Origin of the sequence: Roseiarcus fermentans, assembly GCF_003315135.1 — a bacterium.
Taxonomy (GTDB): domain Bacteria; phylum Pseudomonadota; class Alphaproteobacteria; order Rhizobiales; family Beijerinckiaceae; genus Roseiarcus; species Roseiarcus fermentans.
The window spans coordinates 132,320-158,517 of record NZ_QNRK01000012.1; the positions used below are offsets into that span (position 1 = coordinate 132,320).

General features: G+C 67.5%; 21 protein-coding genes, 3 pseudogenes and 4 riboswitches. Of the genes and pseudogenes, 15 read left to right on the plus strand and 9 right to left on the minus strand.

The features are described 5' to 3' along the window. Positions 1-35 precede the first annotated feature (35 nt). Positions 36-1,445: a short-chain fatty acyl-CoA regulator family protein gene (locus DFR50_RS12615; RefSeq protein ID WP_113889592.1), complete on the plus strand. Its 1,410-nt coding sequence runs from the start codon at positions 36-38 to the stop codon at positions 1,443-1,445. Between the two features lie 12 nt (positions 1,446-1,457). On the opposite strand, the gene DFR50_RS12620 is transcribed toward DFR50_RS12615, so the two are convergent. Continuing rightward, positions 1,458-2,102 carry an ankyrin repeat domain-containing protein gene (locus tag DFR50_RS12620; protein ID WP_113889594.1) on the minus strand — a complete coding sequence of 215 codons (645 nt, stop codon included), beginning with the start codon at positions 2,100-2,102 and terminating at the stop codon, positions 1,458-1,460. A 72-nt stretch (positions 2,103-2,174) separates the two neighbouring features. Then, positions 2,175-2,372, plus strand: a riboswitch (cobalamin riboswitch). Positions 2,373-2,475: 103 nt separating this feature from the next. Between DFR50_RS12620 and metE the strand changes: the two genes are divergently transcribed. The 10 genes from metE (at position 2,476) to DFR50_RS12670 (ending at position 16,650) form a co-directional block, all read left to right on the plus strand. Further along, positions 2,476-4,806: a 5-methyltetrahydropteroyltriglutamate--homocysteine S-methyltransferase gene (gene metE / locus DFR50_RS12625; RefSeq protein WP_425376074.1), complete on the plus strand. Its 2,331-nt coding sequence runs from the start codon at positions 2,476-2,478 to the stop codon at positions 4,804-4,806. Between the two features lie 170 nt (positions 4,807-4,976). Further along, positions 4,977-5,171: a hypothetical protein gene (locus DFR50_RS12630; RefSeq protein WP_147262750.1), complete on the plus strand. Its 195-nt coding sequence runs from the start codon at positions 4,977-4,979 to the stop codon at positions 5,169-5,171. A 94-nt stretch (positions 5,172-5,265) separates the two neighbouring features. Continuing rightward, positions 5,266-6,141 carry a lysophospholipid acyltransferase family protein gene (locus tag DFR50_RS12635; RefSeq protein ID WP_113889599.1) on the plus strand — a complete coding sequence of 292 codons (876 nt, stop codon included), beginning with the start codon at positions 5,266-5,268 and terminating at the stop codon, positions 6,139-6,141. A gap of 88 nt (positions 6,142-6,229) precedes the next feature. Further along, positions 6,230-6,453, plus strand: a riboswitch (cobalamin riboswitch). 112 nt (positions 6,454-6,565) lie between these two features. Then, positions 6,566-9,415: a ribonucleoside-diphosphate reductase subunit alpha gene (locus DFR50_RS12640; RefSeq protein ID WP_113889601.1), complete on the plus strand. Its 2,850-nt coding sequence runs from the start codon at positions 6,566-6,568 to the stop codon at positions 9,413-9,415. 17 nt (positions 9,416-9,432) lie between these two features. Next, complete coding sequence (locus DFR50_RS12645; protein WP_113889603.1) at positions 9,433-10,551, plus strand: ribonucleotide-diphosphate reductase subunit beta; 1,119 nt, start codon at positions 9,433-9,435, stop codon at positions 10,549-10,551. A 150-nt stretch (positions 10,552-10,701) separates the two neighbouring features. Next, complete coding sequence (locus DFR50_RS12650) at positions 10,702-12,714, plus strand: ribonucleoside triphosphate reductase (RefSeq protein ID WP_113889605.1); 2,013 nt, start codon at positions 10,702-10,704, stop codon at positions 12,712-12,714. A 17-nt stretch (positions 12,715-12,731) separates the two neighbouring features. Further along, the gene (nrdD, locus tag DFR50_RS33310; protein ID WP_113889607.1) at positions 12,732-12,920 is read left to right on the plus strand and encodes an anaerobic ribonucleoside-triphosphate reductase; all 189 of its coding nucleotides are present in this window, start codon (positions 12,732-12,734) and stop codon (positions 12,918-12,920) included. After that, on the plus strand, positions 12,913-13,548 hold the full coding sequence (locus DFR50_RS12660; RefSeq protein WP_113889609.1) for an anaerobic ribonucleoside-triphosphate reductase activating protein: 636 nt from the start codon (positions 12,913-12,915) through the stop codon (positions 13,546-13,548). Before nrdD ends, DFR50_RS12660 begins: the two co-directional genes overlap by 8 nt. 267 nt (positions 13,549-13,815) lie before the next feature. Then, positions 13,816-14,032: riboswitch (cobalamin riboswitch) on the plus strand. 98 nt (positions 14,033-14,130) lie between these two features. Further along, complete coding sequence (locus DFR50_RS31390; protein ID WP_147262751.1) at positions 14,131-15,015, plus strand: hypothetical protein; 885 nt, start codon at positions 14,131-14,133, stop codon at positions 15,013-15,015. A gap of 83 nt (positions 15,016-15,098) precedes the next feature. After that, positions 15,099-15,311, plus strand: a riboswitch (cobalamin riboswitch). A gap of 103 nt (positions 15,312-15,414) precedes the next feature. After that, positions 15,415-16,650: an aromatic ring-hydroxylating oxygenase subunit alpha gene (locus DFR50_RS12670; protein WP_113889661.1), complete on the plus strand. Its 1,236-nt coding sequence runs from the start codon at positions 15,415-15,417 to the stop codon at positions 16,648-16,650. 704 nt (positions 16,651-17,354) lie between these two features. Here DFR50_RS12670 and DFR50_RS12680 read toward each other — a convergent pair. After that, positions 17,355-18,200 (minus strand): annotated as a pseudogene (locus DFR50_RS12680) (cobyric acid synthase); the annotation flags it as partial. Positions 18,201-18,225: 25 nt separating this feature from the next. On the opposite strand from DFR50_RS12680, the gene cbiE reads away from it, so the two are divergent. The 3 genes and pseudogenes from cbiE to cobM all read left to right on the plus strand — a co-directional run. Next, positions 18,226-19,437: a precorrin-6y C5,15-methyltransferase (decarboxylating) subunit CbiE gene (gene cbiE / locus DFR50_RS12685; RefSeq protein WP_113889662.1), complete on the plus strand. Its 1,212-nt coding sequence runs from the start codon at positions 18,226-18,228 to the stop codon at positions 19,435-19,437. Then, positions 19,434-19,829 (plus strand): cobalamin biosynthesis protein, encoded by a 396-nt coding sequence (locus DFR50_RS12690; protein ID WP_113889617.1) that lies wholly within the window; start codon positions 19,434-19,436, stop codon positions 19,827-19,829. Before cbiE ends, DFR50_RS12690 begins: the two co-directional genes overlap by 4 nt. Further along, a pseudogene (gene cobM / locus DFR50_RS12695) lies at positions 19,826-20,481 on the plus strand (precorrin-4 C(11)-methyltransferase); the annotation flags it as partial. The gene DFR50_RS12690 and the pseudogene cobM, both read left to right, overlap by 4 nt. Before the next feature lies 1 nt (position 20,482). On the opposite strand, the pseudogene DFR50_RS12700 reads toward cobM, so the two are convergent. Next, positions 20,483-20,638 (minus strand): annotated as a pseudogene (locus DFR50_RS12700) (nucleotide-binding protein); the annotation flags it as partial. Here DFR50_RS12700 and DFR50_RS12705 point away from each other — a divergent pair. Continuing rightward, entirely contained in the window at positions 20,607-21,239 is a 633-nt protein-coding gene (locus DFR50_RS12705; protein WP_342634558.1) for a hypothetical protein, read from the plus strand. The pseudogene DFR50_RS12700 and the gene DFR50_RS12705 overlap by 32 nt on opposite strands. A 116-nt stretch (positions 21,240-21,355) precedes the next feature. Here the strand turns inward: DFR50_RS12705 and DFR50_RS12710 are convergent, their stop codons facing one another. The 6 genes from DFR50_RS12710 to DFR50_RS12735 are packed head-to-tail and all read right to left on the minus strand — an operon-like array spanning position 21,356 to position 26,129. Beyond that, complete coding sequence (locus tag DFR50_RS12710; protein ID WP_113889621.1) at positions 21,356-22,423, minus strand: DMT family transporter; 1,068 nt, start codon at positions 22,421-22,423, stop codon at positions 21,356-21,358. 46 nt (positions 22,424-22,469) lie between these two features. Next, complete coding sequence (locus DFR50_RS12715) at positions 22,470-23,165, minus strand: energy-coupling factor ABC transporter ATP-binding protein (RefSeq protein WP_113889622.1); 696 nt, start codon at positions 23,163-23,165, stop codon at positions 22,470-22,472. Continuing rightward, positions 23,149-23,940, minus strand: a complete 792-nt coding sequence (cbiQ, locus tag DFR50_RS12720) for a cobalt ECF transporter T component CbiQ (RefSeq protein WP_113889624.1) — start codon at positions 23,938-23,940, stop codon at positions 23,149-23,151. The genes DFR50_RS12715 and cbiQ overlap by 17 nt, the downstream gene beginning before the upstream one ends. Continuing rightward, complete coding sequence (locus DFR50_RS32085) at positions 23,940-24,638, minus strand: cobalt ABC transporter permease (RefSeq protein WP_170153191.1); 699 nt, start codon at positions 24,636-24,638, stop codon at positions 23,940-23,942. The genes cbiQ and DFR50_RS32085 overlap by 1 nt, the downstream gene beginning before the upstream one ends. After that, the gene (gene cbiM / locus DFR50_RS12730; protein WP_113889627.1) at positions 24,635-25,309 is read right to left on the minus strand and encodes a cobalt transporter CbiM; all 675 of its coding nucleotides are present in this window, start codon (positions 25,307-25,309) and stop codon (positions 24,635-24,637) included. The genes DFR50_RS32085 and cbiM overlap by 4 nt, the downstream gene beginning before the upstream one ends. A gap of 22 nt (positions 25,310-25,331) precedes the next feature. Then, positions 25,332-26,129, minus strand: a complete 798-nt coding sequence (locus tag DFR50_RS12735) for a DUF4198 domain-containing protein (RefSeq protein ID WP_113889629.1) — start codon at positions 26,127-26,129, stop codon at positions 25,332-25,334. Positions 26,130-26,198 lie beyond the last annotated feature (69 nt).

Sequence of the window (26,198 nt, forward strand, 5' to 3'; positions counted from 1 at the left end):
CGATTTTGCGAACTTTGCGAAAGGCGCATCGGTCGATGAAGAAGAGCTTCGTCGGCGTCCGGCTGAGGCGCTTGCGTGAGGAGCGCGGGCTGACCCAGACCGCGCTCGCGCAGTCGCTCGGCCTGTCGCCGAGCTACTTGAACCAGCTCGAGAACAACCAGCGGCCGCTGACTGTCCCTGTGCTCCTGAAGATCAACGCGATCTTCGGCGTCGACGTGCAGCTGTTCTCGGAAGGCGACGAGGGCCGGCTCGTCGCCGATCTGCGCGAGGTCTTTTCAGACCCGCTCAACGGCGAGACGGTGAGCGTCGCGGAATTGCGCGAGGTCGCCGCATCCATGCCGGCGCTCGGGCGCGCGGTGACGGCGCTCCACCAGCGCTGGCGCCACGCCGTCGAGCGCGCCGACGCGATGGCGGGCGAGCTCGGGCTCGGGTCGGGCGGCGTGCCCACGTTCGCTGCGCCGATGCCCTACGAGCAGGTGCGCGACTTCTTCTACGCCCATCACAACCACTTTCCCGAGCTGGACGAAGCCGCCGAGCGCCTCGCCAGCGAGGCGGGCCTCGTCGCCGGCGACATGGCGCAGGGGCTCGCGCGGCATCTCGAAGGGCGCCACGGCGTCCGCATCGTGCGCACGGAGGACGAGGGCGCACAGCGTCGCTTCCTGCCCGCCGAACGGGTGCTTCGCCTGTCCCGGCGGCTCGACGCGGGCCAGCGGGCGTTCCAGATCGCGACCCAGCTCGCCTTCATCGAGCAGGGGCCGCTGATCGACCGGCTGGCGGCGGAGGCCGCGGGCGGCAGGGAAACCCGCGCCCTTGCGCGCATCGGTCTTGCCAACCATTTCGCCGGGGCCGTCGTGATGCCCTACGCCGCCTTCCTCGCCGCGGCGGAGCGCGAGCGCTACGACATCGAGCGGCTCGGCGCGCTGTTCGGCGTCGGCTACGAAGCCGTCTGTCATCGCCTGAGCTCGCTGCAGCGGCCGGGAGCGCTCGGCGTGCCGTTTTTCTTCATTCGCGTGGATCGGGCGGGAAACATCTCCAAGCGCCAGTCGGCGACCGACTTCCACTTCTCCCGCGTCGGCGGCTCCTGCCCGCTCTGGAACATCTACGAGGCCTTCGCGCAGCCGGGCCGCATCCTGACGCAAGTAGCGCAGATGCCGGACGGGCGGACATACCTCTGGATCGCCCGCACCGTGCATCATTCCGCTCGCGCCTACTGCGATCCCGGAAAGACGTTCGCCGTCGGCCTCGGCTGCGACATCCGCCACGCCGGCCGGCTAGTCTACTCCAAGGGTCTCGCGCTCGACGACCCTGCGGCCGCCACGCCCATCGGCGCCGGCTGCAAGGTGTGCGACCGGCCCGCGTGCCCGCAGCGCGCCTTCCCGCTCATCGGCCGTCCGATCGCGGTGGACGAGACCCGCGGCGGGTTTGCGCCGTATGCGGCCGGGTGACGTCCCGGTCCGTCACGCGCCTCGAAAGCGGCGCCTGGACTCCTCCAGGCGGTCGATAAGGTCTTTTGGCAAACGGCGAGCGCGCGCGATGTCGACGGCGTCCCGGCCTCGGCCGTCGGCGACCGTCGGATTGGCGCCCGCCTCGATCAGGAGCGCGAGCGTCTTCAGGCGCCTGAGGCGCGCGGCGTAGAAGATGGGCGTTTCGCCGTGCGCCCGGAGATCGAGCCTCGGTCCGCTCCGCAAGAGCTCGCGGCAGACGGCGTCGTCGTCCCGCCAGACCGCGGCCCAGAGGCAATAGCTGGCGTCCGCCCCGCGTCGCAGCAGAAACTGCGCCAGCGGGAGATTCTCTCCCCGCGCGACGGCGAACCAGAGCGCGGTTGCGCGAAAATCGCCTTCCTCCTCGTTCATGGGGGCCTCGGCCTCCAGAATCGCGCCGGCATCGAGGAGCGCGCCCGCGGTCCTCAACCCGTTGGGCTCGCCGGCCTCGGCGCCGCCCGGCCTGACGGAGCAGGCGATGTGCAGCGCGTTGCGACCCCTGGAATCGGTCGCGTGCGCAAGCTCCGGCGACGCGCTCAGCAGCCGCTCGACCGCCTCCGCGCGCCATGCCTTGGCGACCTTGAACAGGGCGGTCTTCGAAGGCGATCTCACGCGGGCCACTGCCGATCTCTGTCCGTCATGTCCATATGTAGATGTCTTTATGTCCCGCTTGACAACGCGTACGGCCCGCTCCTAGTCTGATCGCGTCGTGGTTCTCTGGGCCGTTCCGGCGCCAGAGCTAAGAGGGAAGCCGGTGTGATGCCGGAGCTGCCCCCGCAACTGTAAGCGGCGAGCCGAAGTCCAATCGTGTCACTGGGACCTTGTCCCGGGAAGGCGGACTTCAGGCGACGACCCGCGAGCCAGGAGACCTGCCACGTCGAGATGAACGTCCTCGGGCGGGGTGTCCCGGTGGAGCGGTTGCGACCGGCAGCCTCGCCTGCCGGTCATGACGCTTTGCCGCCACGGCTCCGCCCAAACGAGAAGGGTCGAAGCCGTGACAAGTCCCTCCATTCCCGTCGCCACCCTCGGGGCCCCGCGCATCGGGCCGCGCCGAGAGCTCAAGACGGCGCTCGAAAGCTTCTGGGCCGGCAAGATAACCGAGGCCGAACTCCTGGAGCGGGCCGCAGCGCTTCGCGTCGCGACCTGGGCGCGTCAGAAGGCGCACGGCGCCACCGTCCTCCCCTCGAACGACTTCTCGCTCTACGACCACGTCCTCGACACCAGTGTCATGGTCGGCGCGATTCCCGAAATCTACGGCTGGGGCGGCGGCGTCGCGCCGCTGTCCGTCGCCTTCGCGATGGCGCGGGGCGCCGAGGGCGAAACCGAGGCGGCTTGCGGTCACGCGCATGGGGCTGGCGCGCCGGCGCAGGAAATGACCAAGTGGTTCGACACGAACTACCACTACATGGTCCCCGAGTTCCGGCCCGGCCAGCGCTTCCAGGTCGCCTCGCACAAGCCGATCGAACAGTATCTCGAAGCCAAGGCGCTCGGCTACGAAACCCGTCCCGTGCTGCTCGGCCCGGTGACCTTTCTGAAGCTCGGCAAGACGAAGGAGCCGGGCTTCGACCCGCTCGACCTTCTGCCCAGTCTTCTGCCGACCTACATGCACATTCTGCGACGGCTCAACGCGAGCGGCGCGGAGTGGGTGCAGATCGACGAGCCCTGTCTCGTTCTCGACCTCGACGACAGGACGCGCGACGCGCTGCGGCAAGCCTATGGAACGTTCGCCCAGACGCTGCCGAACCTCAAGGTCATGCTGACGACCTATTTCGGGGCGCTCGGCGACAATCTCGATCTCGCCCTTTCGCTGCCGGTTGCAGGCCTGCACGTCGACCTTGTTCGCGCCCCCGAGCAACTCGAGGCGGTCGCAGCGAAGGCGCCGCGCGGCCTCGTCCTCTCGCTCGGCGTCATCGACGGGAGGAACGTCTGGCGCGCCGATCTGCCGAAGCTCGCCGATCGGCTCAGGGCGGTTGTCGCCAAACGCGGCGCGGACCACGTGCAGATCGCTCCGTCGTGCTCGCTCCTGCATGTGCCGGTCGACCTCGAGCAGGAGACGGCCCTCGACCCGGACGTGAAGAGCTGGCTCGCCTTCTTCGTCCAGAAGGTCGAGGAGCTCGCGGCCCTGGCGACGTTCCTGTCCGGCGACAAGACGGCCGCGGCGCCGGCTTTCGAGGCCTCGGCGCGAGCCGCCGCCGCACGAAAGGCTTCGCCAAAGGTCCACAACGCCGCCGTCGCCGCGCGACTGGCGTCGGTCACCGAATCGATGGCGCGTCGCAAGAGCGCGTTCGCCGCGCGGGCCGAGACGCAGCGGCGGCGATTCGATCTGCCGCGCTTCCCGACGACCACGATCGGATCGTTTCCGCAGACGGGAGACGTCCGCAAGGCGCGCTCCGCGCACGCGCGCGGCGCACTGGACGACGCGGCCTACGAAACCTTCCTGCGCGCGGAGACGGAGCGCGCGGTGCGCTGGCAGGAGGAAATCGGCCTCGACGTGCTCGTCCACGGCGAGTTCGAGCGCAACGACATGGTGCAGTACTTCGGCGAGCAGCTGTCCGGCTTCGCGTTCACCGAGCACGCCTGGGTGCAGAGCTACGGGTCGCGCTGCGTGCGTCCGCCGATCCTGTTCGGCGACGTATCGCGCGAAAAGCCGATGACGGTGGGGTGGTGGCGCTACGCCCAGTCGCTGACGAAGAAGCCGATGAAGGCCATGCTCACCGGGCCGGTGACCATCTTGAACTGGTCCTTCGTCCGCGACGACGTTCCGCGCAGCGACGCGTGCCGGCAGATCGCGCTCGCGATCCGCGACGAGGTTCTCGACCTCGAGAAGGCCGGGGCCGCAATGATCCAGATCGACGAGGCGGCGCTGCGCGAGGGCCTGCCGCTGCGCCGCGGTGAATGGGACCGCTATCTCGGATGGGCGGTCGAGTGCTTCCGCATCTGCGCGTCGGCGGTGGCGGACGCCACCCAGATCCACACGCACATGTGCTATTCCGAGTTCAACGACATCATCGCCGCGATCGCTTTGATGGACGCGGACGTGATCTCGATCGAGACTTCGCGCTCGAAAATGGAGCTTCTCGAGGCCTTCCGCAGCTACAGATATCCAAATCAGATCGGGCCCGGCGTCTACGACATCCACTCGCCGCGGGTGCCGACTCCCGAAGAGATGCGCGATCTGATCGCGCTCGCGCGTCAGCGCCTCGACGACGCGCAGATCTGGATCAACCCCGATTGCGGCCTCAAGACCCGCGGGTGGGCCGAGGTGAAGCCTGCGCTGGCGAACATGGTCGCGGCCGCGCGACAGGTTCGGGCGAGCGCCGCGTAGACCGACGACGGAGGGCCTCAGGCGAGGCTTTCGCGCGCTCCTGCGAAGGAGCGTGTCCCGGCGCGCTGCCGGGAACCGTGCGTCGAAAGGACAAGGCGGCGACCGCGGATGGGTCGCCGCGCAACTCGGCGGTGTTTGCTTTGCGAGGATTGAAGACAATGGGGACGTGGGTGGCGGACTACCTCGACGATCGACTGATCTCGACGGTCGAGCTCGGCGATTTCTCCAAGGTGTTTGAAGCCGTTCTCGAGACCGCGGACAACGGTCATCTTATGCGGCTTCGGCCGCCTGACGACGCAACGCCGGAGCAGTTGCGGCGCCTGATGCAAGCCGGCTCCTTGATCCTCACGAAGGGAAGGTGGTGAGCGGCGACTGCTTCGCTGCTCGCTGACCCACGCTTCGCTTCAACAGGCGCTCTCGCCGGGACCCGGATTCCAGTCACACAAGGTTTCGACTGTCATGCCGTTCATTCGACGACTCCGCCTGCGATTCGAGTACGCCTGCTTCCTGCTCGCCGTAATCATCGCCCGCGCCATGCCGCTCGATGCGGCCTCCTGGCTCTCCGGAAAACTCTGGCGCCTCATCGCGCCGCGGCTGAGCCGTCAGAAGCGCGCGCTTGCGAATCTCGCTCTTGCGTTTCCGGAAAAGTCGCTCGAGGAACGCACGGCGATTGCGTCCGCCATGTGGGAGAACCTCGGCCGAACTTTCGCCGAGAGCTTCCGGATCGACACACTGACAGCGGGGAAGCGGGAGCGCATCGTCTTCGAGCCCGCAGCCGATTTCGACCGGGCGGCGAACGGCGCGAAGCCCTTCATCGTGTGCGGGCTGCATCTCGGCAATTGGGAGATTCTCGCGCACGGCGGACAGCGTCTCGGGGTGTCGCTTGTCGGGGTCTACCAGCGCGTGTCGAATCCTCACGTCGAGGCGCTGATCCGCAGTTTGCGCGAACCGCTCTATCCGAGCGGCCTCCTGCCGAAAACGCCGGTCACCGCGCGCGCTCTCCTTCGCGCCATAGAGACCGGCGCCTCGCCATGCTTTCTCGCAGATCTTCGCGACGATCGCGGACCGCGCGTGCCCTTCTTCGGGCGACCTGCGAAGTCGAGCGCGTTTCCTGCCCAGCTTGCCCGCGCGTGCAACCTCTCGCTGTTCGCCGGCGCCGCCTTTCGCGTGAAGGGCGCTCGGTTCAGCATCCGCATCGCTCCGATTTCCATCCCGAGAACCGGCGACCGCGAGGCGGACGCGCGCGTTGCGACAGAAGCCCTGCAGCGCCAGTACGAGGCCTTCATTCGGGAAGCGCCGGAGCAGTGGATGTGGGCGCACCGCAAGTGGGATTGAGCCCGCGAAACCCCGATCGCCGGGGACAAGCCAGCACGCCCGGAATCTGAAACGGCTCCTACATCTTGACTTACTGACCCATATTGGCCCTATATATAGGCGTTACGGTCTCTCGATTCGCAAGGTCGAGGGCTAAGAGGGAAGCCGGTGCGGCGGCCGATTGGATCGGTCGCCAATGCCGGCGCTGCCCCCGCAACTGTAAGCGGCGAGCCGCTGTCGAAAAGTGTCACTGGCGCTCGAAGGAGAGCCGGGAAGGCCAGACAGCGGCGACGACCCGTGAGCCAGGAGACCTGCCGTAGCGCATGAAACGTCCTCGGGCGGGGTGTCCCGGTGGATCGCATTGTCGGCGCCGGCGTCCTGCCCGGCGCGCGCTCGTGCGACCGCTCGGCCTCATGCCCACGAAGCAGGTGGGGGTTCGAGCGGAATGTCTCTCCAGGTCCAGAACGATGGTCCGGCGCCATCGGCGCCTTTTTCCGCCGCTGCGGCCGGCGTCCGCGCTGGCGAACCGGCCTTTCAGGTGATCCGCCGCAACGGCGCCGTCACGCCGTTCGACGCCTCCAAGATCGCGGTGGCCCTGACCAAGGCCTTCCTCGCCGTCGAAGGCGGCAGCGCGGCCGTCTCGCGCCGCGTGCACGAGATCGTGGCCGAGCTCACCGGGCAGGTGGTGGCGAACCTGACGCGTCGCGCCGACGCGGGGCGGACCTTCCACATCGAGGACATTCAGGACCAGGCGGAGCTCGCGCTGATGCGCGGCGAGCACCACAAGGTCGCGCGCGCTTATGTGCTCTATCGCGCGCAACGCGCCAAGGAGCGCGCGGCAAGGCTGGTCAGCGAGCCCGCGCCCGTCGTCTTGCATGTGAGAACGGCGGACGGCGCGCTCGCGCCGCTCGACGTCGCCCGTCTGACCGACCTGGCGCGCGAAGCCTGCGCCGGCCTCGACGGCGTCTCAGCCGAGCCGATCCTGGCGGAGACGCGGCGCAACCTCTACGACGGAATCTCTGAGCAGGAGCTCGCGCTGGCGCCGATCCTCGCGGCGCGGACGCTGATCGAGACCGAGCCGAACTACGCGAAGGCCTCCGCCCGCCTGCTCAACGACATGCTGCGTCGAGAAGCGCTGAGCTTCGTCTTCGGGCGGCCAGATCAGGCGACCCAGGCCGAGATGGCGGAACGCTACGCCGAGTTCTTTCCGGCCTGCGTGAAGATCGGCGTCGACGCCGAGATCCTCGACCCCGAACTCGGGCGTTTCGATCTCGCGCGCCTCGCAGCCGCGCTGAAGCCGGAGCGCGACCTGCAGTTCGACTATCTCGGCCTGCAGACGCTCTACGACCGCTACTTCCTGCACGTGTCAGGCAGGCGCTTCGAGCTGCCGCAGACCTTCTTCATGCGCGTCGCGATGGGCCTCGCGCTGCGCGAGATCGACCGCGAGGCGCGGGCGATCGAATTCTACGATCTCCTCTCCTCCTTCGATTTCATGGCCTCGACGCCGACGCTGTTCAATTCCGGCACGCTGCGGCCCCAGCTTTCCTCTTGCTTCCTGACCACGGTGTCGGACGATCTCGACGGCATCTTCAAGGCGATTCGCGACAATGCGCTGCTCGCCAAATATTCCGGCGGGCTCGGCAACGACTGGACCCGGGTGCGTGGCCTCGGCGCGCACATCAAGGGCACCAACGGCGAGAGCCAGGGCGTCGTGCCGTTCCTCAAGGTGGCGAACGACACGGCCATCGCCGTCAATCAGGGCGGCAAGCGCAAGGGCGCCGTCTGCGCCTATCTCGAGACCTGGCACGTCGACATCGAGGAGTTCCTCGACCTGCGCAAGAACACCGGCGACGACCGTCGCCGCACGCACGACATGAACACCGCGAACTGGATACCCGACCTGTTCATGGAGCGGGTCGAGGCGGGCGCGGACTGGACCCTGTTCTCCCCCGACGAGACCCCAGACCTGCACGATCTCGTCGGCAAGCCGTTCAAGGCCGCCTACGAGGCCCACGAAGCCCGGGCCGAGCGGGGCGAGATCAGGATCTTCCGGAAGGTGAAGGCGCTCGATCTCTGGCGGCGCATGCTGACCATGCTGTTCGAGACCGGCCATCCGTGGATCACGTTCAAGGATCCGTGCAACCTGCGCTCCCCGCAGAGCCACGTCGGCGTCGTCCACTCCTCGAACCTGTGCACGGAGATCACGCTCAACACCGGCGCGGACGAGGTCGCGGTCTGCAACCTCGGCTCGGTCAACCTCGCGGCGCACGTGTCGGCGGACGGCCTCGACCGCGCGCGCATCGAGCGAACCGTCAGGACCGCCATGCGCATGCTCGACAACGTGGTCGACATCAACTTCTACACGATCCCGGAGGCGCGGCGCTCGAACCTCCGACATCGCCCGGTCGGCCTTGGGCTGATGGGCTTCCAGGACGCGCTCGAGACCCTGCGCCTTCCGGTCGCCTCGGAGAAGGCCGTGGCGTTCGCCGACGCCTCGATGGAGGCGATCAGCTATTTCGCCATCTCGGCGTCGGTCGACCTCGCCGCCGAGCGCGGTCGCTACGCCTCGTTCGAGGGCTCGCTCTGGTCGAAGGGCGTGCTGCCGATCGACAGCCTCGACCTGCTCGAGGCCGCGCGCGACGGCAATGTGGAGATCGACCGCTCGTCCACCCTCGACTGGGCGGCGCTGCGTGCGCGCGTGACGACGACGGGGATGCGCAATTCCAACGTCATGGCGATCGCGCCGACCGCCACCATCTCCAACATCATCGGCGTGTCGCAGTCGATCGAGCCCGCCTACAGCCAGCTCTACGTCAAGGCCAACATGTCGGGCGACTTCACGGTGGTCAACGCCAACCTCGTACACGACCTCAAGGCGCGCGGGCTGTGGGACGAGGTGATGATCTCCGACCTCAAATACTACGACGGCATGGCGAGCGCGATCGATCGCGTGCCCGACGATCTCAAGGCCCTCTACGCCACCGCCTTCGAGATCGCGCCGGAATGGCTGCTGCGGGCCGCCGCGCGCCGACAGAAGTGGATCGACCAGGCGCAGTCGCTCAATCTCTATATTGCCGAGCCTTCGGGACGGAAGCTGGATGCAGCCTACCGGCTCGCCTGGCGGCTCGGCCTCAAGACCACCTATTACCTGCGCGCCCGTTCCGCGACCCAGGTCGAGAAATCGACGCTGAAGGGCGTGGACGGCAAGCTCAACGCCGTCTCCGCGGAGCCTGTCCCGACCGCGAGCCCGGGCGGCTGCTCCCTCGACGATCCCACATGCGAAGCCTGCCAGTGAGCAAGGGAGGACACACCATGCTCGACTGGTCCGACATCAAGAGCGACGCCGGCCCCGTCGCCCGCCACGACGCCCCAGCGTCCGACGCCACCGGCCTCGGCGCGATCGAACGCGGCGCCGCCCGCGTCACCGTGGACGAGAAACGCCTTCTGAACGCTCGCGCCGACGTGAACCAGATCCTGCCCATGAAATACAAATGGGCGTGGGAGAAGTACCTCGCCGCCTGCAACAATCACTGGATGCCGACCGAAGTGTCGATGCAGGCGGACATCGCGCTGTGGAAGTCGCGCGACGGCCTGACCGAGGACGAGCGCCGAATGGTCAAGCGCAACCTCGGCTTCTTCGCCGCGTCCGAGAGCCTCGTCGCCAACAACATCGTGCTGGCGATCTACCGCCGGCTCACCAATCCCGAGTGCCGGCAATATCTGCTGCTGCAGGCGTTCGAGGAGGCGGTGCACACCCACACGTTCCAGTACATCGTGGACAGCCTCGGCCTCGACGAGGGCGAGCTCTTCAACATGTACCGGGAGATCCCCTCGATCACCGACAAGGCGGCCTGGGCGCTCGAGCATACCCGCCATCTCGACGACCCTGCCTTCGAAACCGGCAACGCCGAGGCCGACCAAGCCTTCCTGCGCGACCTCGTCGCCTTCTACGTCGTCTTCGAGGGCATGTGGTTCTACACCGGCTTCGCCCAGATCCTGTCGCTTGGCCGCCGCAACAAGATGGTCGGGATCGCCGAGCAGTATCAATACATTCTGCGCGACGAGAGCATCCACCTCAACTTCGGCATCGACGTCATCAACCAGCTCAAGATCGAGAACCCGCATCTCTGGACGAGGGCGTTCCAGGAGGAGGTGCGCGCCATGCTGAAGGAGGCGGCGGAACTCGAGGCGGCCTACGGGCGCGACACCATGCCGCGCGGCCTGCTGGGCCTGAATGCCGCGCTCTGCGACGAGTACATGCGCTTCATCGCCAACCGCCGCTGCGCCCAGCTCGGCCTCGCGCCCGTGTTCAGGGAGGCCGACAACCCGTTCCCCTGGATGAGCGAGGCGATGGACCTGAAGAAGGAGAAGAACTTCTTCGAGACCCGAGTCATCGAGTACCAGAACGGCGGCGCGCTCGCCTGGGATTGAGGGCCGAACCGTAGCGCGGGCATTCGAGCGCCGCGAGCCGAAGTCCAACGCTCTGAGAAGATGGACGGAGACCGCGTGTGTCGGCCGCGTTTCCGCCATGGCCCGCCCCCCGCGGCCAGCCTGCCGATTGAAGCTCTTGTCGAGGTACACATGGCCGTCGCCGCGCCCGTTACACCCACCAGCGTCGTGAAGCGCTCCGGAGAGGTCGTCTCGTTCGACGGCGAGAAGATCCGGCTCGCGATCGAGCGCGCCGGCAAGGCGACCGGCGAGTTCGACCGTCCGGAGAGCGCGCGCTTCGCCTCGCAAGCCGTCAAGGTCCTCGCCCATCGCTATCGTGGTCAGGCGCCGCACATCGAGCAGATCCAGGATGTCGTCGAGCAGGTGCTGATCTCGGCCGACCACTTCGCCACCGCGCGCGCCTTCATCGTCTACCGCGAGCAGCGGGTGCGGCTTCGCCGCGACCAGCGCACCGCCGTCGATGTCGGTTCCTCGATCAACGAATACCTCGACCGCGCCGACTGGCGGGTCAGCGCCAACGCCAACCAGGGCTATTCCCTGGGCGGTCTGATCCTCAACGTCTCCGGCAAGGTGGTCGCCAATTATTGGCTTTCGCACGTCTATCCGCCCGAGGTCGGTCGCGCTCACCGCGAAGGCGATCTCCACATCCACGATCTCGACATGCTGTCGGGCTATTGCGCGGGCTGGTCGCTGCGCACGCTCCTGACGGAAGGGCTCAACGGCGTGCCCGGCAAGGTCGAGGCCGCGCCGCCGAGGCACCTGTCGAGCGCGGTCGGCCAGATCGTGAACTTCCTCGGCACGCTGCAGAATGAATGGGCCGGCGCCCAGGCGTTCTCGTCCTTCGACACCTATCTCGCCCCGTTCGTGCGCAAGGATCGCCTCGAGTACGAAGAGGTGCGCCAGTGCATCCAGGAGCTGGTCCACAATCTCAACGTGCCCTCGCGTTGGGGCACCCAGACGCCGTTCACCAATCTGTCGTTCGACTGGACCTGTCCCGAGGACCTGCGCGGCCAGACGCCCGTCATCGCAGGCGAAGAGATGCCGTTCACCTACGGCGACCTTCGGGCGGAGATGGACGTCATCAACAGGGCCTACATCGAGGTGATGACGCAAGGCGACGCGAAGGGCCGCGTTTTCACATTCCCGATTCCCACCTACAACATCACGCCCGATTTTCCGTGGGAAAGCGAGAACGCCGACCTCCTCTTCGACATGACCGCGAAATACGGGCTGCCGTACTTCCAGAATTTCGTCAATTCCGAGCTGCAGCCGCACATGGTTCGCTCGATGTGCTGCCGCCTGCAACTCGATCTGCGCGAGTTGCTGAAGCGCGGCAACGGCCTGTTCGGTTCGGCCGAGCAGACCGGATCGATCGGCGTCGTGACTCTGAACTGCGCCAGGCTCGGTCATCTGCATCGTGGCGACGAGACGGCGTTGTTCCATCGCCTCGATGACCTTGCCGAGATCGCCCGCACCAGCCTCGAGATCAAGCGAAAGGTCATCCAGCGCCACATCGACGCCGGCCTCTTTCCCTTTACGAAGCGCTATCTCGGCACGTTGCGCAACCATTTCGCCACCATCGGGGTCAACGGCGTCAACGAGATGATCCGAAACTTCACCGCGGACAGCGAGGATATCACGACCCCGGCCGGCCATTCGCTGGCGGTGCGCGTGCTCGACCATGTGCGCGATCGCATTGTCGCCTTCCAGGAAGAGACCGGCCACCTCTACAATCTCGAAGCGACGCCCGCCGAAGGCACGACCTATCGCTTCGCGCGCGAGGACAGGAAGCGCTTTCCTGGCATCCTGCAAGCGGGGCCGCCAGACCAGCCCTACTACACCAACTCGACCCAGCTGCCTGTCGGCTTCACCGACGATCCGTTCGAGGCGCTGGAGCGGCAGGACGAACTCCAGCGGAAGTACACCGGCGGCACCGTTCTGCACCTCTACATGGGCGAACGCATCTCCTCGGCCGCCGCATGCAAGGCTCTGGTGCGGCGGGCGCTGGAGAATTTCAGACTGCCGTATCTGACCGTCACGCCGACCTTCTCGATCTGCCCCAAGCACGGATACATCGCCGGCGAGCACGCCTTCTGCCCCAAGTGCGACGCCGATCTCATCGCGCGCAAGCGCGCAGCCCTCTGACTCTCATGGAGCCCCTCATGACCCACACTCCGTCTTCCGCCGAGATCCGGCCCGTCGTCAAACTCGACGACGCGGAGCGCCAGCCCTGCGAAATCTGGACACGCGTGATGGGGTATCATCGCCCGGTCGCGTCGTTCAACCGCGGCAAGCAGGGCGAGTTCGCAGAACGGCGTTGCTTCAGCGAGAGGCGGGCGAAGCTTGGCTGACCTGCGCGTCGGCGGCCTTGCGCGGTTTTCGAGCTGCGACTGGCCGGGGCGGCTCGTTGCGACCGTGTTCCTCCAGGGCTGCTCCTGGCGCTGCCGCTACTGTCACAATCCCCACCTGTTGCCGACGCAGAGCGGAAACGAGATGTCGTGGCGGGACGTGCTGGCGTTCCTCGATACGCGTCGCCGCCTGCTCGACGGTGTCGTCTTCTCGGGCGGCGAGCCCACGGTGCAGGCGGCGCTCCTCGAAGCCGTGCGCGCTGTGCGCGAGCTCGGCTTCGAAGTCGGTCTCCATACCTCGGGCGCGGCCCCGCACCGACTCGCGTCGCTGCTGCCGCTCCTCGACTGGGTCGGTTTCGACGTCAAGGCGCCGTTCGGCGAGTACGAACGCATCACGGGCGTCGCCGGAAGTGGCGAGGCCGCCGCCGCCAGCCTGAGCCTTCTCATAGGCAGCGGCGTCGCCTGCGATCTGCGCACGACCCGGCACCCAGCGCTGCTCGATGAAGGCGCGCTCGCGCGGTTGAGCGCAGACCTCGCCGAACTCGGCGTCACCGCTCGCCAACAGCCGTTTCGCGCCGAAGGCTGCGCCGACGCCGAATTGATTGAGTTGACGGTGTCGGCGATCGGTTAGGTCCGTGCCGGTCTCTTCTCCATGCCCGCCTTGTTCTGACTTACGGTGCTCCAGAAGGCCTTGAGCAACTTCTTGGGAGTTCAGCCGCGACCAGGGCGGGTGGTTGATATCGGAAGCCTTCGCAGGGGGCGCGCTGACCTGTCCGCATCGCGGACGGCGCCAGACAAGGGGCCGGGCGAGGGCGGGAGCGTCCAAATGTCGCGCCTCTCAAAGCGGTTGTGAGGCGCGCTTTACGACAAGCATCCTTGACGAATGACAGCGCAGCGTTGAAAATTTCGATGCTACGGTTCTTCGACCCACCTCAGGTCGAGGCTAAGAGGGAAGTCGGTAACGGCGCTCTGCAAGGTGCGTCAGAAGCCGAAGCTGCCCCCGCAACTGTGAGCGGCGAGCCATCGTCCACCACGTCACTGGGTCATCGGATCTGGGAAGACGGACGAGGCGCGGACCCGCGAGCCAGGAGACCTGCCGCAGCAAGAAGAGATTGCCGGCCGGGGTGCGCCGCGCGAGTCCGAGGGATTCCCCGAAAGGGGAGTGCATTCGTGCGCGCCCGCATTTCCTTCCCGGTTCTCGGAGGGCATGCGCATGGACACCCAGATCGTTACTGAACTTGCGGCCCGGGCGGCTGTTCCACGGCCGAAGTCCCTCCCGGAACATCCCCCTGCATCGATTCCAATCAGGGGCGTCGTCTGGCCGCGTCCATCTATCCCCGGTATCGTCGACTCCGATACCCTACGATGGGCCATCAAACGGCGCCTCGCCGAAGACTCTCTCGGGCGCGACGGCGATGTCCGCGATCCGACCGATGCGTTGACGCTGCAGCTGACGCGGGCCGCTATGTCTGGCGACCTGCGAGGAACCGCCGACCTCCTGCTGAGGGCGATCGAAGCGCAACCCCGTCGAGCGATGGCGGCTGCTCCGCTGTTGGAACGCGCCGCCGATCGCCTCCGCGAGGAATGGCTCGCCGATCGCGTGTCCGAGTTCGATGTTTCGATCGCGCTTTGCATGCTTCAGACCGCCTTGCGAAGCGTTTGCGCGGGGTGTTGGTCGGGTGACGAGCGCGGTTCCGTGCTCGTCGCGACGCTACCGGGCGAAAAGGACACCCTTGGCGCTGCCCTGCAGCAGGAGGTGCTCACGGAACTCGGGTTCGAAGTCCTCTATCGACCGCTAAGAACCGCCGACGACCTCTTCGTGATGCTCGAATCAACGCCGATCGACGCCGTCACCTTCCATTCGAGCCCTGTATTCCGCCGGCGCGAACGGTTGGCGGAGTTTGCTTCCCTGGCGGACCGCGCCCGCGCGGCCTCCAGGAGTCGCGGACTCGTGATGGCGGCGCAAGGGGCATGCTTCCGTCAATCGAACACGGATCTGCACACAACGCCGATCGGCGTCGACCGCTGCTTCGATTCGACGGTCTCGGTTGCTGCATGGCTCTGGCATCGCCTGTCCCTTGGCGACGCGGCCGCCTGACCCGTCCAGTGAGATCGCCAAGTGCGGATCGGCCTCCTCCAGAATCGTGAGGGCTCGGCCATTGTTGCCGGAACGTCGTCGGGTGTAGGTTCATGATGCGAGGTGCCGCCGCGACCTTTGGTCGTGTCGGAGAATTGGGAAGCCGGTCGAGAAAACCGGCGCTGCCCCCGCAACGGTAGGAGAGTGTCGACGAGACATGTCGCCACTGGGCTCGAAAGGCCTGGGAAGGCGTCTCGTCGGATCCCGTCACTGGATCGCTCTCGAGCCCGGAAACCAGCCTCGCGGGAAAAGCCTGGGCGTCGCGGAGGGCGGCGAGAGGGCGAGCGCGCGACGGCCCTGGCGCCCTCGCGCGGTTTCGTCTTCGAGCGCGTTCGTGGGGCCCCTATCGAGGGAATGTCCATGCGCGCCGAACAGAAGTTGCTCACCGCCCTGAAGGGCCATCGCGAGGGGTACACCCTCCCGAGAGAGCTCTACGTCGATCCGGACATCTATCGGCTCGACCTCGAGACGATCTACTACGCCGACTGGCTGTTCGTCGGGCACGACTGCGAGATCAAGGGGATCGGCGACTATTTCACGGTGCAGGTGGGCGACTACCCGATCGTCGTGGTGCGCGGCGAGGACGGCGCGATCCGCGCCTTCCACAATTCCTGCCGTCACCGTGGCTCACGCATCTGCTCGTCTGAGCGCGGTTCGGCGGTGCGCCTCGTGTGCCCCTATCACAAGTGGAGCTACGACCTCGAAGGCCGCCTGCGCTTCGCCCGCGACATGGGCAAGCCCTTCGATGCCGGAAAGCTCGGCTTGAAGCCCGTGGCCTGCGAAAGCGTCGCCGGCTACGTCTGGGTCTGCCTCGCCGACGAACCGCCGGACTTCGCGGCCTTCCGCGCGCGCATGGCGCCCTATTTCCATCCCCACGGCATCGAGAACGCAAGACTCGCGTTCGAAAGCACGATTGTCGAGAACGGCAACTGGAAGCTCGTCTGGGAAAACAACCGCGAATGCTACCATTGCGCGCCGAACCATCCCGAGCTTTGCCTGACGTTCCCTGAGACGCCCGCCGTCTCCGGGGTCGAGGGCGGAGCCGACAGGGCCGAGATTGCCGGGCACTGGGAACGCATGGAAGAGGCGGGCCTACCAAGCCGCCTCCATCTCTCCTCCGACGGGAAATATCGTCTCACGCGCATGCCGCTTCTGGGCGACAGCTACACCATGTCCGGCGCCGCCGCTGTCCGCCGCCCGCTCAGCGCGAGCGTCGTCGAGCACGGCATCGGCACGCTCCTCCTGTTCAACTACCCGACCCTCTGGAACCACGTGCTCGGCGACCACGCCGTGACGTTCCGGGTGCTGCCGATCGGGCCGACGCAGACGGCGGTGACGACCAAGTGGCTCGTCAACGCGGACGCCGTCGAGGGGGTGGACTACTCGCTGAAGGAGTTGACCGAGGTGTGGCTCGCGACCAACGACCAGGATCGCCGCATCGTCGAGGAGAACCAGATCGGCGTCCTGTCTCCGGCTTACGAGCCCGGCTCCTACAGCCCCATCCACGAGGGAGGCGTCGTCCAGTTCGTCGAATGGTACGTCGCGACGGTTCTGCGCGCGCTCGGCGAAGCCCATGGACGACCCCATGTCGCGTGACGCTCCACTCGCGGAAGATCTGTTCCTCGCCTGGCTGCTCGCCCTTCCGGACCAGTGCGACCCGGCCAGCGCGGCCGCCCGCCGTCTGGCGGAATTGCACGCGGATCGCCATCCGACCGCGCTTCAGAGCCGGCTTTGCGATCTGCTTCGCCAGGTGACGCCTTTCGGGTCCGTTCCCGTCCGGCGAGGGGGACACCGGGCGCGACGCGCCGACCAAGCGCTACGGGTAGACTGATCGGCGTCGGCCATGGACCCGCGCCACTGACGTCGGCTACCAGATTCACGGGGCCCCAGGAGCCTGTCGTACTTTGCGTTTCCGTCTGTCGCATTTTCGAACGCGCCATGGTCAGACATTGCATTCGAACTCACAGGTTTGGTGACGGCCGGCGAGGCCGCGGATTGTTGGACTTTACGGCTGTCTCGGACTCGGGCGCCGAATATCGGCGCCTCCTCGGTTCGTGCTCCGAAGCGTCTGCAGATGCGCAACCAAGAGTTCGCTCGCCTGGCGCAATCTTGCAGAGGCTAGGTCGAGCGCGCCTACGAAAGAGTTTGTCATCTCTGCGTATACGGTGCGCGCCAAGCCCTCCTCAAAGCTCGCTCGAACACGCTGTACGAACGGGAGTGAACCGCGTCGCTCAAATCGAAACGAGCCATGTCAAACCCCGCCCAAGTCAGGGAGATTGATTGAATCACATTTCGCGCACGGCGGCGATCCAGTCGAGCCAAACCCGCCGTTGCCGGTCGTCGTTGAAGAGGCCGTGGACGTAGCAGCCGCGGACCCGCCCGCCTCGGCCGACGGCGCCGTCCGGACGGCCGTCGTCGAAGCGCAACAGCGGGCGCTCGGCATCCGGCCCGAACGTCTGTCCGACGTGGATCTCGTAGCCGGCGAACGGGGCTTCCTCGGGAACGCAAACGCCGGCGCAGCGCCGCAGCGTCTTGTCGCCGGCGAGCACCGTCTCCACCTCGAGAAGGCCCAGCCCGGGAGCGACGCAGGTCGGTCCTTCGATCCCGTCCGGATCGCGAACCGTTCGCCCGAGCATCTGGTAGCCGCCGCAAATCCCGAGAACCTTGCCGCCCTGTCGGACGTGCGCGAGGATGTCGATATCCCAGCCTTCCTCGCGCAGGGCGGCAAGATCCGCGATGGTGGCTTTCGAGCCTGGCAGCGCGATCAGGTCGGCCTCGGCGGGCAGGGGCGCGCCGCGCCCGGCGAAGACGACTCGCACGCCCGGCTCCTGCCGCAGGGGGTCGAAGTCGTCGAAGTTCGAGATGTGCGGCAGCCGCGGCACGACGACCAGGCGCTCTCCGCCCGACTTCGTCTGCGGCCGGTCCAGCACGACCGCGTCCTCGGCCGGCAGCCGGGACGCGCCGGGAAAATGCGGAACGAGCCCGAACGACGGCCAGCCGCTGCGGTCGACGATCGCCTGCATGCCGGCGTCGAACAGCGTCGGGTCGCCGCGGAACCGGTTGACGATGAAGCCTTCGATCATGGCGGCGTCGCCGGGATCGAGCACCGCGCGGGTTCCGACGATCTGGGCGATGACCCCGCCGCGGCGACCGCTTTCCTGGGTTTCTCCGATGAGCGCGTCCGCCTGGCTCACGATCATCGGGATCGCCGAGGACGGGCTCGACGGCCTGTCCTTTGACGCAAGGGAGCGGCTCTCGCAAGCCGCTCTCGTCGTCGGCGGCGCCCGGCATCTCGGCCTGATCGGCGACACCCCGGCCGAGCGCATGACCTGGCCCTCGCCGCTGCAGGACGCCTTCCCGGCCATCCACGCCCGGCGCGGCGAACCGGTCTGCGTGCTGGCCTCGGGCGATCCGTTCTTCTTCGGCGTCGGCTCGCTGATCGCTGAGATCGTGCCTCCGGGAGAGATCGTGTGCCTGCCGCAGCCCTCGGCGTTCAGCCTCGCGGCGAGCCGGCTCGGCTGGGCGCTGCAGGACTGCGCGCTCATCTCGCTGCATGGCCGGGCGCTGGAGCGGGTCGTGCCGCATCTGCATCCCGGCGCCCGGGCGCTCGCGCTCAGCTGGGACGGCGACACGCCGCGGAACCTCGCGGCGCTGCTCTGGGAACGGGGACTCGGGCGATCCCGGCTGACGGTGTGCGAGGCGATGGGCGGCCGGCGGGAGCGGCTGCGCGCCGCCTTCGCCGAGGGGTTCGACCTGATCGGCGTCGATCCGCTCAACACCGTCGCCATCGAGGTCGCGGCCGGCCCCGGCCTGCGCATCCCGTCGCGCGCGGCGGGGCTGCCGGACGACTGGTTCGAGCACGACGGCCAGATCACCAAGCGCGAGATGCGCGCCGTCACGCTCGCCCAGCTCGCGCCGCGGCCGCGGCAGCGTCTCTGGGACATCGGCGCCGGCTCGGGTTCGATCTCGATCGAATGGCTGCTCGCCGATCCGGCGATGCGCGCCGTCGCCGTCGAGCGCGATCCCGCGCGTTGCGGCCGGATTCGCCGAAACGCGGCCGCGCTCGGTGTTCCGCATCTCGACGTCGTCCAAGGCGCGGCGCCGGAGGCGCTCGCCGGGCTCGAGCCGCCGGACGCGATCTTCATCGGCGGCGGCGTGAGTGAGCCTGGTCTCATCGATCTCTGCTGGACGGCGTTGCCGCCGCGGGGGCGGCTGGTCGTCAACGCGGTGACGCTCGAAGCCCAGGCCGAGATCGCCGCCGCGCAGCGACGGCTCGGGGGCGACCTCCTCATGACCCAGTTCGCGCACGGCGAGACGCTCGGCCGCTTTCGCGGCTTCCGGCCGTCGATGCCGAGCGTCCAGTGGAGCGCGATCAAGCCATGAATCCGCGCGTCGCGATTGGTGTCGGCTGCAGGTCGAACGCGGGAGCGGAGACCCTCGTAGCGGTCATCCGCGACGCGACTGCGCGCTCGCCCGCGGGCTCCACCGTGGTCAGCCTCCATAGCAGCGCGCGCAAGGCCGGCGACGCCGACCTGCTCGAGGCGGCGGGGAGACGGGGGCTCGACTTGATCCTCCACGACGAGGCGGCGCTCAGGGCGCGCGACGCCGAGATCCCGTCGCGCTCCGCGCGCGTCATCGGGATCGCCGGCGTCGGCAGCCTCGCGGAGGCCGCCGCGCTCGTCGGCGCGGGCGAGGGGTCCCGCTTCGTGGTTCGAAAATTCAGCGCGAGCGGCGTCTCCTGCGCGGTCGCCGTCGCCGCGGAGTCGAAGTCATGACCATCCACTTCATCGGCGCGGGGCCCGGCGCGCCGGACCTGATCACCGTGCGCGGCCGGTACCTGATCGCCCGCTCGCTCGTCTGCCTCTACGCCGGTTCGCTCGTCCCGCGCGAACTCCTGCAATGGTGTCCGCCGGGCGCCCGCATTGTCGACACCGCACCGAAGAGCCTCAACGACATCGTCGCGGAATTCCGGCGGGCGCACGACGCCGGCGAGGACGTCGCCCGGCTCCACTCCGGGGATCTCTCGATCTGGAGCGCGCTCGCCGAGCAGACGCGGCGGCTCGACCAACTGGGCATTCCCTATGACGTCACCCCTGGCGTGCCCTCGTTCGCGGCGAGCGCGGCCGCGCTGCGGCGAGAGCTCACCCTGCCCGAGGTCGCCCAGTCGGTGGTGCTGACGCGCACCAGCGGCCGCGCCTCGGCGATGCCGGAGAGCGAGAGCCTCGCCGCGTTCGCGCGGACCGGCGCGACGCTCGCGATCCACCTGTCCATCCACGCCATCGACCGCATCGTCGCCGAGTTGCAGCCGATCCTCGGGCCGGATTGCCCGTTCGCGGTCGTGTTCCGCGCCACCTGGCCCGAGGAGCGGATTCTCACAGGGGAACGCTGGCGACGATCGCGGCGAGCCTCAGCGCCGAGCCGATCGAGGGACGAGGCCGAGATGGCGTTCCGGCAGGGTGACGCCGGGGTCGCGGGGCAGCGCGCCGAGCACCGGCAGGCCGAGCGTCTCGACCGCCGTCGCCGTCAGCCGTCGGTGCCGCTCGCTGCCGACCTTGTTCAGGATAACGCCCGCGAGCCGGTCTCTCGGCCTTCGTGTCGAGGAACGCCGACGTCGAGGCGATCCGCGGGGTCGCCCGGCCCATGCGCGCGGGAGGGACGCGCGGCCCGGCGCTGCCGCCGCCGGGCCAGACGATCGCCGTCGCCCGGGACGAGGCGTTCACCTTCATCTATCCGCATCTCCTCTCGGGCTGGCGGGCGGCGGGCGCCGCGATCGCCTCTTCTCGCCGCTGCGCGACGAGCCTCCGCCCGCCGACGCGGACGTCTGCTGGCTGCCGGGCGGCTACCCGGAGCTGCACGCGGGCAGGCTCGCGGGCGCCGCGCGCTTCCTCGACGGCCTCAGGCGCTTCGCGCGGGAGAAGCCGGTCCACGGCGAATGCGGCGGCTACATGATGCTCGGCGCGTCGCTGACCGACGCGACCGGCGTCACCCACGCCATGGCGGGCCTTCTGTCGGTCGCGACCAGCTTCCACAAACGAAAGATGACGCTCGGCTACCGGCGCGCGGCGCTCACGGAGACCTGCGGGCTCGGGCGGCGTGGCGACGTTCTGCTCGGCCACGAATTCCACTACGCCACCATCGCATCCCCGGGCGATGACGCGCCTTTCGCGACCACGAGCGACGCGTAGCCGAGCCGGCGGGCTCGCGCAGGGGGCTCGTCACGGGCTCATTCTTTCACGTGATCGCCGAGGACTGATTCGACGGCGTGAAACATCCGCCTCCAACCAGTCCTGCTCCCGGCGGATCACCCCGACTCCTGGTGCCGATGCCGATGATGCAGATCAGGATAATGGACGTGAGCATGCGAGACTCGCGCATGGCGATGCACATGTGAATGCGGTTCCTCGACAGGCCCACCGTGACCATGTTGGTGATGCACGTCATGGGTGTGAACGTGATTGTGCTCCATCGCCTCATGCACGTGCTCGTGCTCATGCCGTTCGATCAGATGCAGCCATAATCCGATGCCCATCAACACGCCCGCAACGAGGAGTTGAGCCGTGAGCGGTTCGCCGAGAGCCACGATCGACAGCGCGGCGCCCACGAACGGTGCGAGGGAGTAATAGGCGCCGGTTCTGGCCGCGCCGAGTTGACGGAGCGCCAGGATGAACAGGACGAGGCTGACGCCAACGCAGAAGAAGCCAACCAGCGCCGCCTCAATCGCTTTTGAGGCCGGCGGAAGCGACGACCCTGCTGCGAGAGCAATGCCAACGTTCACGGACCCCGCTGCGCAGCCCTTCCAGATGGCGATCGTCGCCGGATCGGCCGCGGATATCTTGCGAGTCAAATTGTTGTCGATCCCCCAGGCAAGGCTCGCGCCCGCGACGAGGAGCGCGCCAAGATCGAGCGCGGCGCCGTCACCGCCCCACGCGAGCAGAGCCGCACCGCAAAGAATGGCGAAGGCCCCAATCAGAACGCGGAGGTCGACGTTCTCCTTGAAGACGACCCATGCGAGCCCCACCGTCGCGAGGCCTTCGAGGTTGAGCAGCAGCGCGCCGTTCGAGGCTGACGTGCGAGCGAGTCCCGCCATAAGCAGGACGGGTCCCGCGACGCCCCCGGCCGCTATCGCCGCGGCGAGCCATGGCCAGTCGCGCCGTTGCAGTTCGGCCTCCCGAGCTCTTGGGAAAGGCAGAAGGCGCAAGCCCAGAAGCCCGAGTCCCGCGCCCAAATAAAGTAGGCCTGCGAGCATGAATGGATCGAGTGCGCCCGAGAGCGATTTCGAAAAAGGCGCCGCAGCGCCGAACAGCACCGCGGACCCGAGAGCGAGCGGGACGCCTGGCCAAAGCGGGCTGTGGGGATGCGTGTCCGTCATGACGGGTATCGGGATTCCTGCCGCGGCTCGACAATTGCGTGCACTGTCACGACCGGGTTTCAACTCTGGCGTCGGCGCGTGAACTCTCATCGAGTTCGGCGAGCCTTCCGTTATTCAGCGCCAGGCTTCGAGTGCCGATGGCCCTGCGAAAATGCGGGTCGTGCGACACGACGATCATCGCCTGGGGCAGGTCCAGAAGCATTCGGACGAGCCGCGCATAGGTGCGCTCGTCGAGCGCGTTGGTCGGCTCGTCGAGCAGCAGGACGTCCGGCTCCATGGCGAGGACCGCGGCGAGCGTGACGAGGCGCTTCTCGCCGCCGGAGAGCTTGTGGGTGACGCGGTCGCGCAGGTGCGTGAGCTTGAGACGATCGAGCGTCTCGTCGACGATCGTCGCGGCTTCGCGACGGCTCTTGCCGAGATTGAGCAACCCGAAGGCGACGTCCTCGGCGACCGTCGGGCAGAATAGCTGATCGTCGGGGTCCTGGAACACGAAGCCGGCGCGTCGCCGCACTTCGAAGAAATCAGGCTCCTTGCGCCGCTCCTGACCGAAAGCGACGACCGTTCCGGCCTGAGGGGTCAGGAGTCCGACGAGGATTTGCAGGAGCGTGCTCTTGCCCGCGCCGTTGGGGCCCACGACGCACAGGCGCTCGCCCGGGTGGAGCGCGAACTCGGCCTGTTCAAGAACCGTGTTCTGCCCGGGATACCCGAATACGAGGCCCCGGACGTCAAAGAGCGGCGACACTCAGGATCTCCCACAGGGTCAGAGCGCCGACGAATGCGGCGAAGGCCGCGGCGAACACCAGGTCCAGGCGCTGGATCCGTTCTTCGCCGTCCAGGTAGAGCCGGCCTGTGAAGCCACGGCATTTCATCGCCTGTAGGATCCGCTCCGATCGCTCGAGCGCGCGGATCAGCATCATGCCGATCAGATAGCCCATGCTCACGCACGCGTGCCACGAGGCGTTCGCCCTGAAGGCGCGCGCCCGCATAGCCGTGCGCAACCGGTGCAACTCCCGGTACAAGAGGTCGATATAGCGGATATTGAACAGCACGAGATGCACGAGGCGCTCGGGAACGCCGAGCCTGCCCATCGCGCGCGCCAGTTCGACCGGCTCGAACGACGACAGGAGCGCCATCGCCATGAGCACGATGGCGTTCGCCTTCAATCCGATGAGAGCGGCCTCGACGAGGCCCTGGCGGCTGGCGGGAAACCCGAAGACGAAAAACAGCGGCTCGCCCAGCGTCGTGAACGGCAGCATCAGGATCATGAACGCGATGAACATATCCATCGCGATGATCCGGCGCAGCGTTTTCAGTATGGGGAGCTCCACGAGCCGCGCGACCAGCATCGCGCCTCCGAGCGCAATGAGGAGCGGCCCGAAATGCGAGAACGACACGGTCGCCAAGGCGAAGGCCGCGGTCGCCAGGATGCGCACGCGGCCGTCGAGCGCCTTGAGCGAGCCTCCGGAAGAGTTGGCCCCGACGAGAGGCGCGCCTGCCGCAGGGGCCGCCCCACCCATCAGGCGGTCTTGGGCGTGCGCTGCGCCGACACCGAGGGTTGGGCCATCGTCGCGGTTTGCTTCGACTGCGAGCGTCGCGCCGACACGTAGAACCAGAGCCCGAACAGGCCGGCGATGTAGCCGATCCCGCCCAGAATCGACTGCAAGTCGTCCTTCTCCTTGAGCGCAATGATCTCCTTTCTGAGCGGCTTGATCTCGTTGCTGACCGCCTGGAGGAGCAGGGTCTTCTGCGCGTCGCTCAGCGCGACTGCAGTGGCGGCCGAGGCCGCAGCGGTCGTGGCGTCCGCCGCCGCGGCCGGAGCCGCGCCGCCGCCGACCGCCGCGCCGCCACCCGCCGCACCCGCCGCCGCAAGGTCGACCGGCAGGTCGGCCACCTCGATGCGGATGTTTGCAATGTGGCCGCCGCCCATGTCGGCGTGGAAGATGTGTACGATCGGTTTGGTCGGCTTGAACGTGAACGTGCCGTCCTCGCCGGTTTTCGTCTCGCCGATCTTGCTGCCGTCTTCGGCCAGCACGTCGACCGGCTGATTCTTCGCTACCGAGCCATCCGAGAAGCCGATCTCGCCTTCGATGTGGTCGCCGCTGGCATAGGCGCCGGCGACGACCTTGTGCGCGAGCGCCTGCGTCGAGGCGCCGAACGAGATCGCGAGAGCGACGAGCGTGGCCGCGACTGTTCTGGTCATGACTGTCGTGTTCATGATTGGGTGCTCCTCAGGCTCGCCTCCGGAGCCGCCGCCAGCACAGGCTGCAAGTCGGGCGAAGCGGCCGAAAACGCGTCCAGCAATTCGGGCTTCACGCGGCGGATCAGATAGACGGCGGCGGCGGTCAGCACCGCTTCGATCGCCATGACCGGAATGTGGGCGAAGAACACCAGCTTCGCCGCCGGGATGAACTCGTCTCCCGAGAACGAGAGCGCGAGCGCCACGCAACCGGTGGTGAGCGCGATGGCGAGCGCGCCCCCGACGGCGCCCCAGATCGCCGCGACCTGAGGCGACGAACGGACGACGCCGCGGCGGCACAGGTAGTAGACGATCACCGCCGGCACGGCGATGTTGGCCGTATTGACGCCGATGACCGTCAACCCGCCGAAGCCGAAGAAGATGGCTTGCAGGAGCAGGGCGACGAACAGCGCCGGAAACGCCGCCCAGCCGAGCACGATGCCGCAGAGCCCGTTGACGATCAGATGGACGCTCGAAGGTCCGATCGACATGTGCACCAGCGAGGCGCAGAAAAATGTCGCGCTGAGCACGCCTGCGGCGGGGATCTTTTCTGGCGGCATCTGGCGCAAGCCGAGCCCGATGCCTGCGACCGTGATCGCGGAGCCGACCGCGATGACCGGCAACGTAAGGGCGCCGTCGACGATATGCATGACCTGCCTCCTCGGCTGCGCCTCACTTGAGATCGTTGGCGTGGATCCAGATGACGGCGTCTTCTTCCTGGTCCTTGTCCTTGAACTTCTTGTTCGGCCCCGCATCGACCGCCGAGAAGCCCCAGTAGCCCGCCTTCGGGATGCCGAAGGTGAAGACGCCGTTGGAATCGGTGTGGACGACCAGCGTGCCGCCTGGCGGCGGGGAGACGGTGGGCTTCTTCGGCGTCAGCGTCGCCAGATCCGGCTCCGCGGCGAGGTACTCGACCTCGATCTCCGTGTCGGCTGCCGGCTTGCCGTCCGTCAGCACGCGGCCGGAGAATGTCGATCCCGCGACGATCGCCGTCGGCTTGTTCAGCGGTACGATTTCGGTCGGCAGGCCGACGGGTTGATCCCAATTGGTCGGCGCCTCGCCGAGATTGACATAGGCTTTCGTGATTTGATGGATGAAGTGGTTCTCGGTTGGCTCCCAATAGGGCGCGGGGTCAAGAACGAAAATGTAGTCTCCAAGCGCACGCACGGGGAATTTGGTCTGCCACGCCGCTGCGGAATTCTCTTTGCCCTTGAAGGTCACCGGCGTCAGCTTGTCGATGAGGTCGGTCCTCTTGTTGTCTTTGGTGACGACGAAGAACTGGTTTGGCTTCGCCATGTCCATGGCGTGGCCGTTCTCGAACGGATGCCAGAACAGAAGCAGGATCGGGATCTCGCCCGGCTTCTCGAGATTGGCGTTGGGCGTGTAGATCAGCTGGAAGTGCGCCTCGGCCGGCAGCGCCGCCGCGCCCGCGATCGCGGCGGCGGCCAACATGGTTTTCAGATGCTTCAAGGTCGTGTCTCCCTCGAACGCCGCTCGAGGCGGCTTCGAATCCGCACAAGGAGACGACAGAGAGATGCG

Coding starts and splice junctions, on each gene's coding strand:
- DFR50_RS12635 (WP_113889599.1), top strand. CDS start 5,266: ATGCCGTTCATTCGACGACTCCGCCTGCGATTCGAGTACGCCTGCTTC.
- DFR50_RS12710 (WP_113889621.1), bottom strand. CDS start 22,423: ATGACGGACACGCATCCCCACAGCCCGCTTTGGCCAGGCGTCCCGCTC.
- cbiE (WP_113889662.1), top strand. CDS start 18,226: ATGAGCGCGTCCGCCTGGCTCACGATCATCGGGATCGCCGAGGACGGG.
- DFR50_RS31390 (WP_147262751.1), top strand. CDS start 14,131: ATGGACACCCAGATCGTTACTGAACTTGCGGCCCGGGCGGCTGTTCCA.
- DFR50_RS12670 (WP_113889661.1), top strand. CDS start 15,415: ATGCGCGCCGAACAGAAGTTGCTCACCGCCCTGAAGGGCCATCGCGAG.
- DFR50_RS12690 (WP_113889617.1), top strand. CDS start 19,434: ATGAATCCGCGCGTCGCGATTGGTGTCGGCTGCAGGTCGAACGCGGGA.
- cbiQ (WP_113889624.1), bottom strand. CDS start 23,940: ATGGGTGGGGCGGCCCCTGCGGCAGGCGCGCCTCTCGTCGGGGCCAAC.
- nrdD (WP_113889607.1), top strand. CDS start 12,732: ATGACCCACACTCCGTCTTCCGCCGAGATCCGGCCCGTCGTCAAACTC.
- DFR50_RS32085 (WP_170153191.1), bottom strand. CDS start 24,638: ATGAACACGACAGTCATGACCAGAACAGTCGCGGCCACGCTCGTCGCT.
- DFR50_RS12645 (WP_113889603.1), top strand. CDS start 9,433: ATGCTCGACTGGTCCGACATCAAGAGCGACGCCGGCCCCGTCGCCCGC.
- DFR50_RS12615 (WP_113889592.1), top strand. CDS start 36: ATGAAGAAGAGCTTCGTCGGCGTCCGGCTGAGGCGCTTGCGTGAGGAG.
- DFR50_RS12650 (WP_113889605.1), top strand. CDS start 10,702: ATGGCCGTCGCCGCGCCCGTTACACCCACCAGCGTCGTGAAGCGCTCC.
- cbiM (WP_113889627.1), bottom strand. CDS start 25,309: ATGCATATCGTCGACGGCGCCCTTACGTTGCCGGTCATCGCGGTCGGC.
- DFR50_RS12640 (WP_113889601.1), top strand. CDS start 6,566: ATGTCTCTCCAGGTCCAGAACGATGGTCCGGCGCCATCGGCGCCTTTT.